Here is a 13,302-nt window from a genome sequence, read left to right on the forward strand (position 1 = left end):
CCCGGGCCGAAGCGATATTCACGTCGGAGAACGACAGTGGGAGCGAATCGGATGCGGAGCGGTCATGGCATTCAGCGTTGCGGAATTCCGCCGCCCGGGCTATGTCGCCACATCTCTGTACGCTGTTGATGGGTGCGCGCCATGCCGAGTGACGATCAGGCTTCTTTTAACAAGTCCTTCCCGGTCAGCTGGGAAGAGCTTCACCGAACCGCAAAGGCCCTGGCCTGGCGGCTGACGGAAGTCGGTCCCTTTGACGGAATCGTTGCCATCACACGCGGCGGGCTGGTCCCTGCTGCCGTTGTGGCGCGCGAGCTGAACATCCGGATTATCGACACGGTCAGCGCCGCATCCTACGGCGTCGATGGCTCCGACCAGGAGCGCGGTACCATCCGCATGATGAAAACATGTGACATCGCGGGTGATGGCACAGGCTGGCTGATTGTCGATGATCTGGTCGATACCGGTGAGACGGCGAAGGCTGTGCGGGCATTGCTGCCGAAAGCTCATTTTGCGACGGTTTATGCCAAGCCGGCCGGCCGACCGCTGGTCGATACTTTCGTGACCGAGGTCAGCCAGGATACATGGATTCATTTCCCCTGGGATCTGGAGCCGCGCCCGGTTGAGCCGATCTCCTCGCTGCGACGTTAAAGAGCTCCGTCGCTAGAGACTGAGGCGCTAAAGGGCTTCGGCGAGTTCGTCGAGTTGCTCTTCATCCTCGATTCGCACCCTGGATCCGTGCTCGACGGAAATAAGCTTCTTTTTCTTGAGTTGGGTAATGGTCCGGCTGACCGTTTCTGTGGTCAGGCCGAGATAATCTGCGATGTCCGTTCGGGTCATGGGCACGGAAACCGGATTCGCGGGCAAATGGCGCTTCACCTGACGGGCTGAAAGCCCTCGGAAGAAGGAAGCAACGCGCTCCGCAGCGGTTTTCCGGCCAAGCAGGACGATCTGCTCCTGCATCAGGGTCATTTCCTCGGACGCACGGGCGAACAGCCGATGCTCAAGCGTCGGGATTTCCTTCAACAGGGCCTCGAGTTTGGGCCGTGGGAAGCGGCAGAGTGTTACGGGCGTTATCGCTTCGGCGCCGAAGCCATAAGCGTCGCGATGGGACACGCCGAGAAAATCACCTGGAAACAGGAATCCCGTTACTGACCGGCGGCCATCGGCCAGCAACTTGTAGAGCCGGACAGTGCCTGTTGTCAGCGTGTAGACATAGTCCGCAGCTTCACCTTCATCGACAATCGGATCGCCGGCCGCCAACTCAACGGAAGACAGGATGCCGGTAAGCCGTTGCACTTCTTCCGCCCGGAGTGCACCGCAGATTGCGAGATCGCGGATATCGCAATCATCGCACGGCGAGCCGGTTGCCGGGGTTGCGCTATTTTCTCCCGAGATGCTTTGCATCCGATGCTCCGGTCTGTGCCAGTCGAGGGATCCATGATCGATCCGGTGGCTATGACTGACCCAACACTAACGTTTTAGTGCCCCGGGTGGAAGATGCTCGACGTGCGTTATTATGCTGCGCGGGTATTTCCGCGCGATTGCCCCGAAGTCGGGCATGGTAACTCGCAGCGGAAACCGCTGCCTGTTGTTCCGGTGTGAGCGAGAAAAAGCGCGCCGCCATGGGCGCGTGCGATGTCACGGGCAATGGCCAGGCCGAGCCCGGAGCCACCGCCATTGCCGGATAACTGGAAAGGCAGAAACAGTTTTTCGCGGATAGGCTCCGGTATGCCGGGGCCGTCATCCTCGAACAGAAGCGTCAGCGTTCCGCCATCATGTTCGAAGCCGATATGGAAACGGGACGCTCCGGCACGAGCCGCGTTCGAGGCCAGGTTGGCGAAAATTCGGTAAATCTGGTCGGGGTCGACCGATATGAAGACGTTAGGGGACTCGTCGGTCTCGATGGCCAGCCGGCCGTCTCCGATCGAGGTCCTCAATTCCGGGATGATATCGTCGAGCAAGGCCTTCAGCGTGAGGCGTTCGGTCATCAGGGGGACCGATTCCTGCGTGAAGTTCAGGGTGTCAGAGCAGAGTTTGACAGCCCGATCGATTGTTCTGAGGAAGGGTGGCACCGCTTTGCGGACGAACGGGTCGGAGCTTTCGGCGAAGCGGTCGGAAACCAGCGTGGCGGTGGCCAGCATATTACGCAGATCGTGGTTGATCTTGTTCACCGCCGTGCCGAGCGTCGCAAGCCGCATGTTTTGCCGGAGCGCCTGGCGAACGCCCTGTTTCATCTCCGCGAGTTCGCGGACAGCGATGCCGATTTCGTCCCGTCGGTCGGAGGCAGGCAGGTCGGATGTCGGATCTTCCGGACGTTGGCGGAAGGCGATCATGCTGCTGGTGATGCGTTGCATGGGAAGCACCATCAGCCAGCGCAGGGAAAGGAAGACAAGGGCTGCGGTGAAGAGCGAGATCACCACCGAGAGCGTGAGGATCCGCCATGAGAAATCCAGCATCTCCATATGCATTGGCCGCTCGTCGATCAGCATAGTGACAAAGATCTCGGGGTCTCGCGGAGACTGGCCGTGCAGCCGGACGATCCGGTTGCGGGTCTGTGCCAGGGTCTCGAACGCATCCAGGATCAGGGTAAGAACGCCGGTGCTCCTGAGATCGACGGCGATATCGGGTTCCGGCACCACGGCCCGCCGGAGCATTGGCATGAAATTGGATTCGTCGTTCGCCACGACGCTGTAGGCGTCCACATGGTCCAGCAACTGGCGCGCCAGCATCTCTGTAACCATACCGTCCGGCGCCGCCTTTACGGACAGGGCGGCGAGATGGCCCTCCGCCAGTTTCTCCTGCAGATAGCTCAGCCGATACCGCGAAATCGACGGGGTGTAGATCAGCACCTCCGCCACCATGATGAAAAACACCGTCAGCAGCAGGAGCCGGAAAGAGAGACTGTTAGCAAAGCCCAGCATATACACATGTCCGTCGACGTAACCTGCGGGGCAAGCTTACCCGAAGGCGGCGAGGAAGCGGACGATTTTGCGCATGCGCGGGCTGAACAGTGTTTCCGTGAAGAAAGATCCGGCGGCCCGCTTGCCAATTTCCCCCAGGGTCGGGTAGGCGACGATCGATGAAGCGACCGCACCGATCTTGATCTTCTGCGAGATCACCATGGCCCAAGTCTGGATCAGGTCCCCGGCGTTCTTGCCGACGATGGTCGCGCCCAGCACCCTGCCGTTTTTCAGGGTCATCACCTTGATGAAGCCGTCTGTCGCGCGCTCGGCCCTGGCCCGGTCATTCTCCTGGTAGGGCCATTTCAGCACCCGCAGCTTCTCGCCGTGCTGCGCGCGGGCCTCCCGCTCCAGCAAGCCGACATGGGCAAGCTCGGGGTCGGTATAGGTGACGCGGGGCACAGCACTGTGGTCGGCTTTCGCAGGTATGCGGAAGAGGGCGCTGCGGATCACGATGCTGGCGTGATACCCGGCGACATGGGTGAATTGCAGGCCGCCCGCGACATCGCCGATCGCGTAGACCCTCCGGTTGCTGGTCTTTAGGCCAGCATCGACCTCGATTCCGGCCCTGCCGTACTTGACCCCGGCGGCCTCCAGGCCGAGTCCTTGGATGTTCGGGCTGCGACCGGCGGCTATGAGGAGGTGGCTGCCCTCGATCTGCTGCTGTGCGCCGTCCTGCTCGACGGAAATCCGGACGGATCCCCCGGCGCCGGCAGTCTGTTTCACCATGGCGCCCTCGAGAAGGGTGACGCCGATCTCCTTCAGGTGGGTGCGCAGGACCTCCGCGGCTTCTTCGTCTTCATTGCCGAGCAGGCGGGCGGCTTCAATCAGTGTCACGTCCGCGCCGAGATTGCGGTGCGCTTCGGCGAGCTCGCAGCCGATCGGGCCACCGCCAACGATGAGCAGGTGATCCGGACGTTCGGTCAGGTCGAAAACGGTCTCGTTGGTCAGATAAGGAGTGCTGTCGAGACCGGTTATCGGCGGGATCATGGCTCTGGACCCGGTCGCGATCACGAAACGCCGGGCACGGACCCGGACGCCCCCGCCGGTCACCGTGCGGGCATCCGCGAATGACGCCTGCGCCTGGACAACCCGGACGCCCAGTTCTTCGAAGCGCTCGACGGAATCATGCGGCTCGATCCCGGCGATCACGTCTCGGACATGGTCGTGGACCTGCCGAAAATCGATTTCCGCCTCCGGTAACGTTACGCCGAACTTTGCTGCCCCGCGTGCCGCCGCTGCGGCGTGACCGGCTGCAAGCATGGCCTTGGAGGGAACGCATCCATAGTTCAGGCAATCCCCGCCCATCAGGCCCCTTTCGAACAGGACGACCGAGGCGCCCATCTGCACGGCACCGGCGGCGACGGACAATCCGCCCGAGCCTCCGCCGATCACGCAGATATCCGCCGATATTTCCTGTTCGGCATTCAGGGAGTCGGGGGCGTTCGTCTTCATCGCTCTCTGGATACTCCTCGGTGTATCGTCGCGGACCCACAGCTCGGGCTGTGGCAGTTCATCCGCTGAAACCCATTCAGGGCATCTATGTCGCGCACTGGTCGAGGCACAACCAGTCACCTTGGCGTGAGGAAATGCCGGGCTGAGCTGATCGGTCGCTGCTTTTGTGTGACATAGAGTGCGCACCTGCGTTGACTCGGGCAGGGCAAAACTATATACAGCCCGGCACTCGCGAGATTGCTATATTTTACGTCGACGGAGACTTCCCGTGAAACGCACCTATCAGCCCAGCGTACTCGTACGCAAGCGCCGTCATGGCTTTCGGTCCCGCATGGCGACCGTTGGCGGCCGTCATGTTATTCGCAACCGGCGCTCCAAAGGCCGCAAGCGTCTGTCCGCCTAAATGCTGCTGCCCGGCCGGATTGGCCGGGTCGCTTGCATTTCAGAAAGCTCTTTTGCCATGCGCAATCCGTCCTCAGGAACGTTGGAGCGCCTGCAAAAGCGCAGCCAGTTCCTCACGATTGCCCGGACAGGCCGCAAGGCCGTTACGCAAGGGATTGTCCTGCAAGCCCGCCCGCTTGAGCCCGGCCATGAGACCGAGATCAAGGTTGGCTATACTGCCAGCCGTAAAGTTGGCGGGTCGGTTCAGCGGAACCGGGCAAGACGAAGGCTGAGAGCCGTGGTTCATGATGTAATGAACGCGATGGCGAAACCGGGGCATGAATTTGTCCTGATTGCCCGAGCGAATACCCTGACCCGCTCCTATAACGGCCTGCTCGCCGATCTTAAGCGCGCGCTCGGCAAGGTGGATGCCCTCAAGCAGGAGGTTCGGACGTGACTTCCGTCACCGGCTCCCCGCTTGCATGGTTGCTCCGCGGGCTGATCTTCTTCTATCGCTACATGATTTCCCCGTTTCTCGGGACTAATTGCCGTTTCCAGCCGAGTTGTTCTCGCTATGGTCTCGACGCAATCGAAAGCCACGGTGCCGTTCGCGGCGGCTGGCTTACCGTAAAACGGATTCTGCGCTGTCATCCCTGGGGCGGCTGTGGCTATGATCCCGTCCCCGAGCGGGATGGGGCCGCTTGCCAACTGCATCACAATTGTCGGGCCGAACAATGAACGAGCAAAAAAACCTGATTTTCGCCGTCGTACTGTCAGTGGCGATCCTAGTCGGGTTTCAGTTTTTCTATGAAGTTCCGAAGGTCGAGCAAGAGCAGGCCCGTCAGGCCGAACTCACGGCTTCCGGAGCATCCGACTCTTCCGCAGCGCCCTCGGCGTCGAACGTTCCGTCCGGTGCGCCGGTCGGTGGCGCCACTCTGCCGGGCAGCGGCAAGATGTCGGCCGCGGATGCGGTTAAGGCACGGCGCGCAATCGCGGCAGACCCGAAACGGATCAAGATCGAAGCGCCAGGCATGCGCGGCACGATCTCGACCGTGGGGGCCCGGATCGACGATACGATTCTGACCCACTATCGCGAGAGCCTGGACAAGAACAGCGACGATATTCATCTGCTGAAACCTGTCGGTGTTCCGAAATCCTACTACGCCGAGTTTGGCTGGGTTCCGGAGGCAGAGGGTACCCTGGTGCCGAATGCGAAGACCGTTTGGGCTACCGACAGCGACACGCTGAGCCCGGGCCAGCCGGTTACCCTGATCTGGGATAATGGCGCGGGCCTGGTCTTCGAGCGTACCTACGCCATCGACAACCAGTTCATGTTCTCCGTGACGCAGAAGGTGCGGAACAGCGGCAATGCGCCGGTGACGCTCTTCCCGTATGGACTGCTTTCCCGTGGCGGCACGCCGCAGACGGCCGGATTCTATATCCTTCACGAAGGCCCGCTCGGCGTCTTTGACGAGACCCTGAAGGAAGTCGATTACGACGATTTGCAGGAGGACGGGGACGTCGAGGTTGCGGCGACCGGCGGCTGGATCGGTATCACCGACAAATATTGGCTGGCCGCTCTGGTGCCGGCCCAGGATGAAGCCGTCAAATACCGCTTCATGCACATGATCCGGCAGCAGGATGACCGCTACCAGACGGATTACCTCGGTTCCGCCAGGGCGATCCCGGCGGGCGGTGTGGTTGAATCCGAAGTGCACCTCTTTGCCGGTGCCAAAGAGGTCAAGCTGCTGGACAAGTACGAAGCCGAATACGGCATCGCAAACTTCGATCTGGCTGTGGACTTCGGCTGGTTCTACTTCCTGACCAAGCCGTTCTTCTATGCGCTGTCATGGCTGCATGGGGTGGTCGGTAACTTCGGCATCGCCATCCTGATCTTCACGGTCGCGGTCAAGGCAGTGTTCTTCCCGCTGGCCAACAAGTCCTACAAGTCGATGGCGAAGATGCGCGAGCTGACGCCGAAGATGCAGGCCCTGCGTGAGCAATATGGCGACGACAAGCAGCGCCTGAACCAGGAAATGATGGGGCTCTACAAGAAGGAGAAGGTCAATCCGGCCTCCGGCTGTCTGCCGATCCTCGTGCAGATTCCGGTCTTCTTCGCGCTCTACAAGGTGCTGTTCGTTTCCATCGAAATGCGCCACGCGCCGTTCTATGGCTGGATCCATGATCTGTCCGCGCCGGATCCGACCACGCTCTTCAATTTCTTCGGTCTGATCCCGTGGACGCCGCCGGAGTTCATCCCGATGATCGGTGTCTGGCCGATCCTGATGGGGCTGACCATGTTCCTGCAGCAGAGGTTGAACCCGCAGCCGGCCGATCCGATCCAGGCTAAGGTGTTCATGTTCCTGCCGATCTTCTTCACCTTCCTGCTGGCGAATTTCCCGGCTGGTCTGGTGATCTACTGGGCCTGGAACAACCTGCTTTCGATTGCCCAGCAGCGGCTCATCATGTGGCGCATGGGCGTCAAGTAGGAGTGTGATGACCGAAGAGCTGAGCCCCGAAGAACTGGAAGTTGGCCGTCACCTGTTTGCCCAGGAATGCGGTTTTGTGTGGGGCGCGGCACGGCTTGACCAGTTGCCGGAAGCCACCATGCCGGAAATCGCCTTTGCCGGACGTTCCAATGTCGGCAAGTCGAGCCTGGTGAACGCATTGACCGGCCGCAAGACGCTGGCACGCACATCGAACACGCCGGGGCGGACCCAGCAGCTCAACTTCTTCAATCTGGGTAACCGGTTGATGATCGTAGATCTGCCGGGCTACGGCTATGCGAAGGTTTCCAAGACCACGGTCGAGGCCTGGAACCGTACTCTGCGTCAGTTTCTGAAGGGCCGTACGGTGCTGCAGCGTGTGCTGTTGCTGGTGGATTCCCGCCACGGTCTCAAGGACACGGACCGCGAGATGATGGACATGCTGGATCAGGCGGCGGTCTCCTATCAGGTCGTTCTGACCAAGGTCGACAAGCCTAAAAAACCTGAGCTGGATGCGATCGTGGCGGAGACGGAGGCGGAGCTTCGAAAGCACGTCGCCGCGCATCCAGTGATCGTCTGCACCAGTGCCGATAAGGGAACGGGCATACCTGAGCTGAGAGCGGGGCTCGCCGCGCTGGCGGACTGACCAGCGTTGGGGACTGATAAGCGTTGGGGGAGAGAGACATGAGCGAATCGTCTTTGAACGAACTGCGGCAGGAATGGCTTTCCAAGGCTGGGATTCTGACCGAGGCTTTGCCCTTCATGCGCCGATACAGTGGCAAGACGGTCACTGTGAAATTCGGTGGCCATGCCATGGGCGACGACGAGCTCTTCAAATCCTTCGCCGCCGACATGGTGCTGATGAAACAGGTCGGCATGAACCCGCTGGTGGTGCATGGCGGCGGTCCGCAGATCGGCAAAATGCTGGAACGCCTGGCCATCAAGAGCGAATTCATCGACGGCCTCAGGGTGACTGACCGGACCACGGTCGACATTGTCGAAATGGTGCTGTCCGGCTCCATCAACAAAAGCATCGTCGCCGCCATCAATGCCGCCGGTGGCCGGGCCATCGGCATTTCCGGCAAGGACGGCAACCTGATCACCGCGCGCAAGCTGCAGCGGACCAAAATAGATCCGGACAGCAATATCGAGAAGGTGCTTGATCTCGGTTTCGTCGGCGAGCCGGCAAGCGTGGATGTCAGCATTTTGAAGACATTCTCCGACGGCGGGTTGATCCCGGTGATCGCGCCAATCGGCTTCGGCGAGGACGGCGAGACCTACAACATCAATGCGGATACCTCGGCCGGTGCGATTGCTTCGGCGTCGGATGCTGCCCGGTTCCTGCTGTTGACCGACGTGGCCGGGGTGCTGGACAAGAACGGCCAATTGATCCCGGAACTCAGCGTCGGCGACGCGCGGGACCTGATCGAGGACGGGACTATCTCCGGCGGTATGATCCCGAAGATCGAAACCTGCATCGACGCGGTCGAGAATGGCGCCCGCGCGGCTGTCATTTTCGACGGACGTGTGCCTCATGCCTGCCTGGTCGAGCTGTTCACGCCACATGGCGTCGGAACTATTATCCGCGGCTGATCCGGTTGACGTAAAAGTCGTGGATTCATGACTTTTGCCGCAAGGCGCGAAATACCCCAACGAACTGAAATAAAGGCGTTTTCGCCGTTATTATTCTTAACAAGCGGTGTAAATCGCGCGGATTCCCGTTTGCGATTTGTCAACGATCCTTTCGTACAATCATAGGAATTGGGAAGCCTTTGGAGCTTCTCTAAAAAGTGCTGCGGCGAGACGATATGTCGGACCACGCACTGGGATCGGCGCATTTCTCGGAAAGGAGAATGCCGTGAGTGGAAGCTTGAAAAGTCAGGCGAAGGGTTGCATCGGCGCCGCCGCACTTGTTGCCGGGATCGTTTCCTTTGTGGCTCCGGCCAGTGCGCTGGATCCACGGCTTTGCACCCAGCACGGGGATCTGGTCAACCAGCTCGGAAAGAAATACGGAGAGGCGGTATCCGCCTCCGGTTTCGACGGAGCGGGTAACTTCGTGCAGGTCTTCAGCTCCAAGACGGGGAGCTGGACAATCGCTGTTTCAACACCGGGCGGACAGACCTGTGTGATTTCCGCCGGTAATGACTGGCAGAAAGAAGAAAGCGAACCTCCGAAACCCGAAGTCGCGTCCTGACCGGCGCCTTCTAGGTGTCTTCCTCAGTCTCTTCGGCTTCCTCGCTCACCAGTTCGATCTGCCAGGAAAGCTGGTCATCGCTGAGCGGGAAGCCGCCATCCTCGGTCGGTTTGAGCGCTTTCTCCGGCGGGATGTTGGCGAGACGAATCTGAAGCTGTACCGCGAATTCCATGCTGTAGCCGGCTTTCCACACCAGCGCGATCACCGCCTTCGGATTGATCGATGAGGCAAGGCTGTGCACCGCATCTTCCGACAGGCCAGTGATCAACTCGAACGAGGCAAGCACAAACGGGCGTTTGCCTTCGCTGACCGCATCGCGCACGACCTCTTCGGTCAATGTTCCGTTGTCATACATCTGCCGGGCCCGCTCGCGCCCGGTCACGATACCATCGCCCTCTGCCAGTGCCGGGTTCTCCGCCAGCCTCTTCTCAATTTCGGCGGCAAGGTGAGCCGAGGTTTCCGCACCAAGATCAGCACGTTTACTAAGCTCGGCAACCAGCGCATATCCGACAAACTTGGCCAGGCTCAGGGCATGGCGGCCAAGTAGTTTCGGGCGCGTTACCAAGGGTCGGTGCAGCACGGGCCGATCCGGTGCGCCCTCGATCAGCTCATCCAGCGTTTCCTCGCGAATCTGGGCGGACCTGTTGCCCAGAAGATCGGCGATGGCGGCGTCGTCTTTCGCGGAAATGACCGCATCCGACACCCGCTCGGATACCGTCTGGCGGCGTGAGATGGCGGAGAGCGCGCCAGCTACAGGCTCGTTCCGGATAATTTCGACAAGCAGTTCGTCCGCAAGCAGCGGAGAATGTTCCAGGATAGGTCCGGAGACCGAGAGAACGGTGTCGCGGGCCAGCACGGCAATGACACGGCTGACCAGTTCCGGCGGCGCGTCGGGCAGATCCTTTATTGCGTCCGCCAGGACAGCCCGGACACGGTCGACCTGATCCTGCGCAAGCGTCTCCAGAACCTCGACGGTCAGCTTGCGGATACTGTCCCGCCGCTCCGAGCTCAGGTTCGGGGCTATCGCCGCGACCTTGCGGGCAACGATGGAGCGAACATCGTCGCTCTCGTCCTGCGCCAGAAACTGGTCGGCATGCCGCGGTGTCGCCGTGTTGGCGGCGACTGCCTCGCGAATCTCGCTGTTATCGTCTTCGGCCAGGAAGAACAGGATCTCAGGCGGTGTCAGGTGGTCTTCCGCAAGACGCTGGCGCTCTGCCAGATTCGTGCTCGCGGCGACGTTCTTTGCCTTCTCGTAAAGGGCTTTTTCCCTGTCGCTCATCCGCCGCTTCGGTTCAGTGGCCATCACTGCGGTCTCCGCTTTCTTCCGGGTCTTTTGCAAAAGCATAGGCGTTCTTGCCGCCATGCTTGATCTCGTACATTGCCTCGTCGGCGCGGGCGACCAGGCTCTCGGCATTCTCGGACGGGGCATGGGGCTGCCCGCCGATGCAGGCTATACCGATCGACATGCCGACCTTGCGGGTCTCGTCCACGGCATATTGCGCCAGAGAGCCGGCGGCTTTCAGCAACCCCTCGGCCTTGCTGGCGGCCGTCTCTCTGTCAACGCCATCGAACCAGATAACGAACTCGTCACCGCCGAGCCGGGCCGGCATATCCTGTTTGCCGGCCGCGTCGTGCAGCATTGCGGCAACGTCGAGCAATACCTTGTCGCCCATCTGGTGCCCGAGATTGTCGTTTACCAGCTTGAAGTTATCCAGATCGACATAGATCAGCGCGCCGCCTTCGCCGGCTTTTGCCAGCCGGTCGTCGAGGCGCTGCTGGAAGGTGCGCCGGTTCAGCAGCTTGGTCAGCGGGTCCGTGGTCGACAGCAGTTCCAGGTTTTCGTGGGAGGCGACCTGCTCGATGGCGATGCCGATCTGGTTCGCGACCTCTTTCATCAGGTCGCTGTCATCCTCGTTCCAGACCCCGCCCACAGTGTCCCGCCAGAGGATCACCGCGCCATTCGCTTTTTGATGATATCCGGTCGGATAGGCGAGGATATTTGAGCCGTCGGGATCGGTCAGCGTGATCGGGGCCAGGGTTTCGGCCCCGGATTTGAGTAGATCGGCGAGGAAGGCCTCGGGGGCGTCGCCGAGTTCGACGGCCAGCATAAGGCCGCCCGCGTCGTTCCTGCGGCAGATCACGCAGCCGTCCGAGGCGAGGGAGCGGGCAATCGCGCGGGCGGCGGAAGCCAGCATGGCTTTCGGGTCCACTTCGTCGCGAATGGTCCGCACGATATAGGCCATCAGCCGTTCGCGATTGCGGGCCTTTGCCAGAGCGGCATCGCGCCGCCGTGCCTCGGACATATCCCGGCAGACACCGCGGGCGCCAAGCCACTCGCCGTCTTCTGAATGGAGGGGGGCAGCGGACGCCTCCAGCTCGGCGATGCTGCCGTCGGCCCGGCGGAAACGGAATTCGATGCCCGTCGAGGGTTCTCTCGCGTTGAACGGTGTGACCACCTCGATACCGTCTATCTTGCTCACGAAATCGTCGGCGGAATGGCTGACCAGTTCATCCGGCTCGTAGCCCAAGGCGCCCGCGGTAGAGACGAAGACAAATTTGCCGTTCATGTCGGTTTCCCAGGCGAAATCGCTGGAGATTTCTACCAGGTCCTTGTAGCGCTGCCGGGATTCGACAAGGGCGTTGCGCAGGTTCTGGTCGAGGGAGATATCCCGGCCGAGCAGCAGCACATGCTCCCCGCTGTCGACCGGAAGGGCGGTGATATCGGTTGTCCGCCCTGCTTCCTCGTCCAGGATCTTCATGTTCTGCGGGCGGCCGCCGCTGGAGAGAGTGGCGCTGACCAGCGCGATCACCGAAAGGGCGCTGCCGGACATGATCCCGTGGACCAGAGACATTGCAGCAGGGTTCGCGCCGATAATATTCTTTTCCGGATCCAGCAGCAGGATCGGTCCCGGATACTGGAAGAGAGGAGCGCCATCTTCCAGCAACTGCAGAATTTGGTCCGAATCGACCCCTGCAAACTCTTTTGGTTCTTTACTGTCCATCGTGCCGGTGCCGCTCTGTTGCCTTGTCACGCCGCGTTCCCCTCGCCGATCCCCGTTAGGGGACTGTGACTGTCGCCGCGCTTGCCCGCGGCGGTTCGAGACGCCACTCTAGGATGATGAAAGATAACAATATGCTAAAAAACAAGGGAATGCTGGATCCAAACGCTATCGAGACATGGGTCTTCGATCTCGACAACACGCTGTATCCTGCAGGGAGCAATATATTTGCCCGGGTTTCTGTGCGGATAACCGAGTATGTCCAGAACCGTTTCTCGCTTGAGCACGAGCCTGCCCGCGCGTTGCAGAAGGATATGTTCCGGCGCTACGGGACGACTCTGAACGGCCTGATGGCGGAGCACGGTATTGATGGCGAGGAATATCTCCATTTCGTGCATGACATCGATGTCGCGGATATCGAGCCGAACCACGCGCTGGAGGCGGCCATCGCCCGCCTGCCGGGACGGAAAATCATCTACACGAACGGCTCGGTTCCCCACGCGCGGCGGATCATGGGGCAGATCGGCGTCGACCATCATTTCGAGGACGTTTTCGATATTGTTGCTGCCGATTACGTGCCGAAACCGAATCCCGGCCCCTACGACACGCTGGTGTCCCGGCATCGCCTCGATCCCGCGCGCTGCGTCATGGTCGAGGACATGGCCCGCAATCTGGAACCGGCGGCCGCGCTCGGCATGACGACGGTCTGGCTCTCCGGCACGCTCGACTGGGCGAAGGAGGGAGCGGAGCAGGATTACGTCCATCATGTTGCCGACGATCTGACGGCATGGCTGGACGGTCTGTCCGGGCCGCTACAGGCCTGAACA

Annotated in this window: 14 protein-coding genes; 9 read left to right on the top strand and 5 right to left on the bottom strand. The window is 60.9% G+C overall.

The window, feature by feature from the left end; all coding sequences use genetic code 11:
- Nucleotides 1-141: 141 nt before the first annotated feature.
- A complete protein-coding gene (gpt, locus tag K328_RS0120080) occupies nt 142-648 on the top strand; it encodes a xanthine phosphoribosyltransferase (protein WP_028467495.1) in 507 nt (168 codons plus the stop codon).
- A gap of 27 nt (nt 649-675) precedes the next feature.
- On the opposite strand, the gene K328_RS0120085 is transcribed toward gpt, so the two are convergent.
- The 3 genes from K328_RS0120085 to K328_RS0120095 all read right to left on the bottom strand — a co-directional run bounded on the left by K328_RS0120085 (nt 676) and on the right by K328_RS0120095 (nt 4,415).
- On the bottom strand, nt 676-1,404 hold the full coding sequence (locus K328_RS0120085; RefSeq protein WP_084608445.1) for a Crp/Fnr family transcriptional regulator: 729 nt from the start codon (nt 1,402-1,404) through the stop codon (nt 676-678).
- Nucleotides 1,405-1,514: 110 nt separating this feature from the next.
- The gene (locus K328_RS0120090) at nt 1,515-2,921 is read right to left on the bottom strand and encodes a sensor histidine kinase (RefSeq protein WP_051285258.1); all 1,407 of its coding nucleotides are present in this window, start codon (nt 2,919-2,921) and stop codon (nt 1,515-1,517) included.
- A 36-nt stretch (nt 2,922-2,957) separates the two neighbouring features.
- Nucleotides 2,958-4,415 carry a dihydrolipoyl dehydrogenase family protein gene (locus K328_RS0120095; protein WP_051285260.1) on the bottom strand — a complete coding sequence of 486 codons (1,458 nt, stop codon included), beginning with the start codon at nt 4,413-4,415 and terminating at the stop codon, nt 2,958-2,960.
- A gap of 268 nt (nt 4,416-4,683) precedes the next feature.
- Between K328_RS0120095 and rpmH the strand changes: the two genes are divergently transcribed.
- From rpmH to K328_RS26120, 7 genes are all read left to right on the top strand, one after another.
- The gene (rpmH, locus tag K328_RS0120100) at nt 4,684-4,818 is read left to right on the top strand and encodes a 50S ribosomal protein L34 (RefSeq protein WP_028467499.1); all 135 of its coding nucleotides are present in this window, start codon (nt 4,684-4,686) and stop codon (nt 4,816-4,818) included.
- 57 nt (nt 4,819-4,875) lie between these two features.
- Nucleotides 4,876-5,253: a ribonuclease P protein component gene (gene rnpA / locus K328_RS0120105; RefSeq protein WP_028467500.1), complete on the top strand. Its 378-nt coding sequence runs from the start codon at nt 4,876-4,878 to the stop codon at nt 5,251-5,253.
- A complete protein-coding gene (gene yidD, locus K328_RS26500; protein WP_084608446.1) occupies nt 5,250-5,534 on the top strand; it encodes a membrane protein insertion efficiency factor YidD in 285 nt (94 codons plus the stop codon). The genes rnpA and yidD overlap by 4 nt, the downstream gene beginning before the upstream one ends.
- On the top strand, nt 5,531-7,285 hold the full coding sequence (gene yidC, locus K328_RS0120110; protein ID WP_028467501.1) for a membrane protein insertase YidC: 1,755 nt from the start codon (nt 5,531-5,533) through the stop codon (nt 7,283-7,285). The genes yidD and yidC overlap by 4 nt, the downstream gene beginning before the upstream one ends.
- 7 nt (nt 7,286-7,292) lie before the next feature.
- Nucleotides 7,293-7,928 (top strand): ribosome biogenesis GTP-binding protein YihA/YsxC, encoded by a 636-nt coding sequence (gene yihA, locus K328_RS0120115; RefSeq protein ID WP_028467502.1) that lies wholly within the window; start codon nt 7,293-7,295, stop codon nt 7,926-7,928.
- A 38-nt stretch (nt 7,929-7,966) separates the two neighbouring features.
- On the top strand, nt 7,967-8,875 hold the full coding sequence (gene argB / locus K328_RS0120120; protein ID WP_028467503.1) for an acetylglutamate kinase: 909 nt from the start codon (nt 7,967-7,969) through the stop codon (nt 8,873-8,875).
- Nucleotides 8,876-9,140: 265 nt separating this feature from the next.
- Nucleotides 9,141-9,476: a hypothetical protein gene (locus tag K328_RS26120; RefSeq protein ID WP_051285262.1), complete on the top strand. Its 336-nt coding sequence runs from the start codon at nt 9,141-9,143 to the stop codon at nt 9,474-9,476.
- Between the two features lie 10 nt (nt 9,477-9,486).
- Here K328_RS26120 and K328_RS0120130 read toward each other — a convergent pair whose 3' ends face one another.
- Together K328_RS0120130 and K328_RS0120135 are read right to left on the bottom strand one after the other, a co-directional pair.
- Nucleotides 9,487-10,779, bottom strand: a complete 1,293-nt coding sequence (locus K328_RS0120130; protein WP_051285264.1) for a DUF2336 domain-containing protein — start codon at nt 10,777-10,779, stop codon at nt 9,487-9,489.
- Nucleotides 10,769-12,508 (bottom strand): sensor domain-containing diguanylate cyclase, encoded by a 1,740-nt coding sequence (locus K328_RS0120135; RefSeq protein ID WP_156901520.1) that lies wholly within the window; start codon nt 12,506-12,508, stop codon nt 10,769-10,771. Before K328_RS0120135 ends, K328_RS0120130 begins: the two co-directional genes overlap by 11 nt.
- Before the next feature lie 101 nt (nt 12,509-12,609).
- Here K328_RS0120135 and K328_RS0120140 point away from each other — a divergent pair, with 101 nt between their 5' ends.
- The gene (locus K328_RS0120140) at nt 12,610-13,299 is read left to right on the top strand and encodes a pyrimidine 5'-nucleotidase (protein ID WP_245577614.1); all 690 of its coding nucleotides are present in this window, start codon (nt 12,610-12,612) and stop codon (nt 13,297-13,299) included.
- The last annotated feature ends 3 nt before the right edge of the window (nt 13,300-13,302 follow it).

It is taken from the genome of Nisaea denitrificans DSM 18348 (assembly GCF_000426505.1).
GTDB classification, from domain to species: domain Bacteria; phylum Pseudomonadota; class Alphaproteobacteria; order Thalassobaculales; family Thalassobaculaceae; genus Nisaea; species Nisaea denitrificans.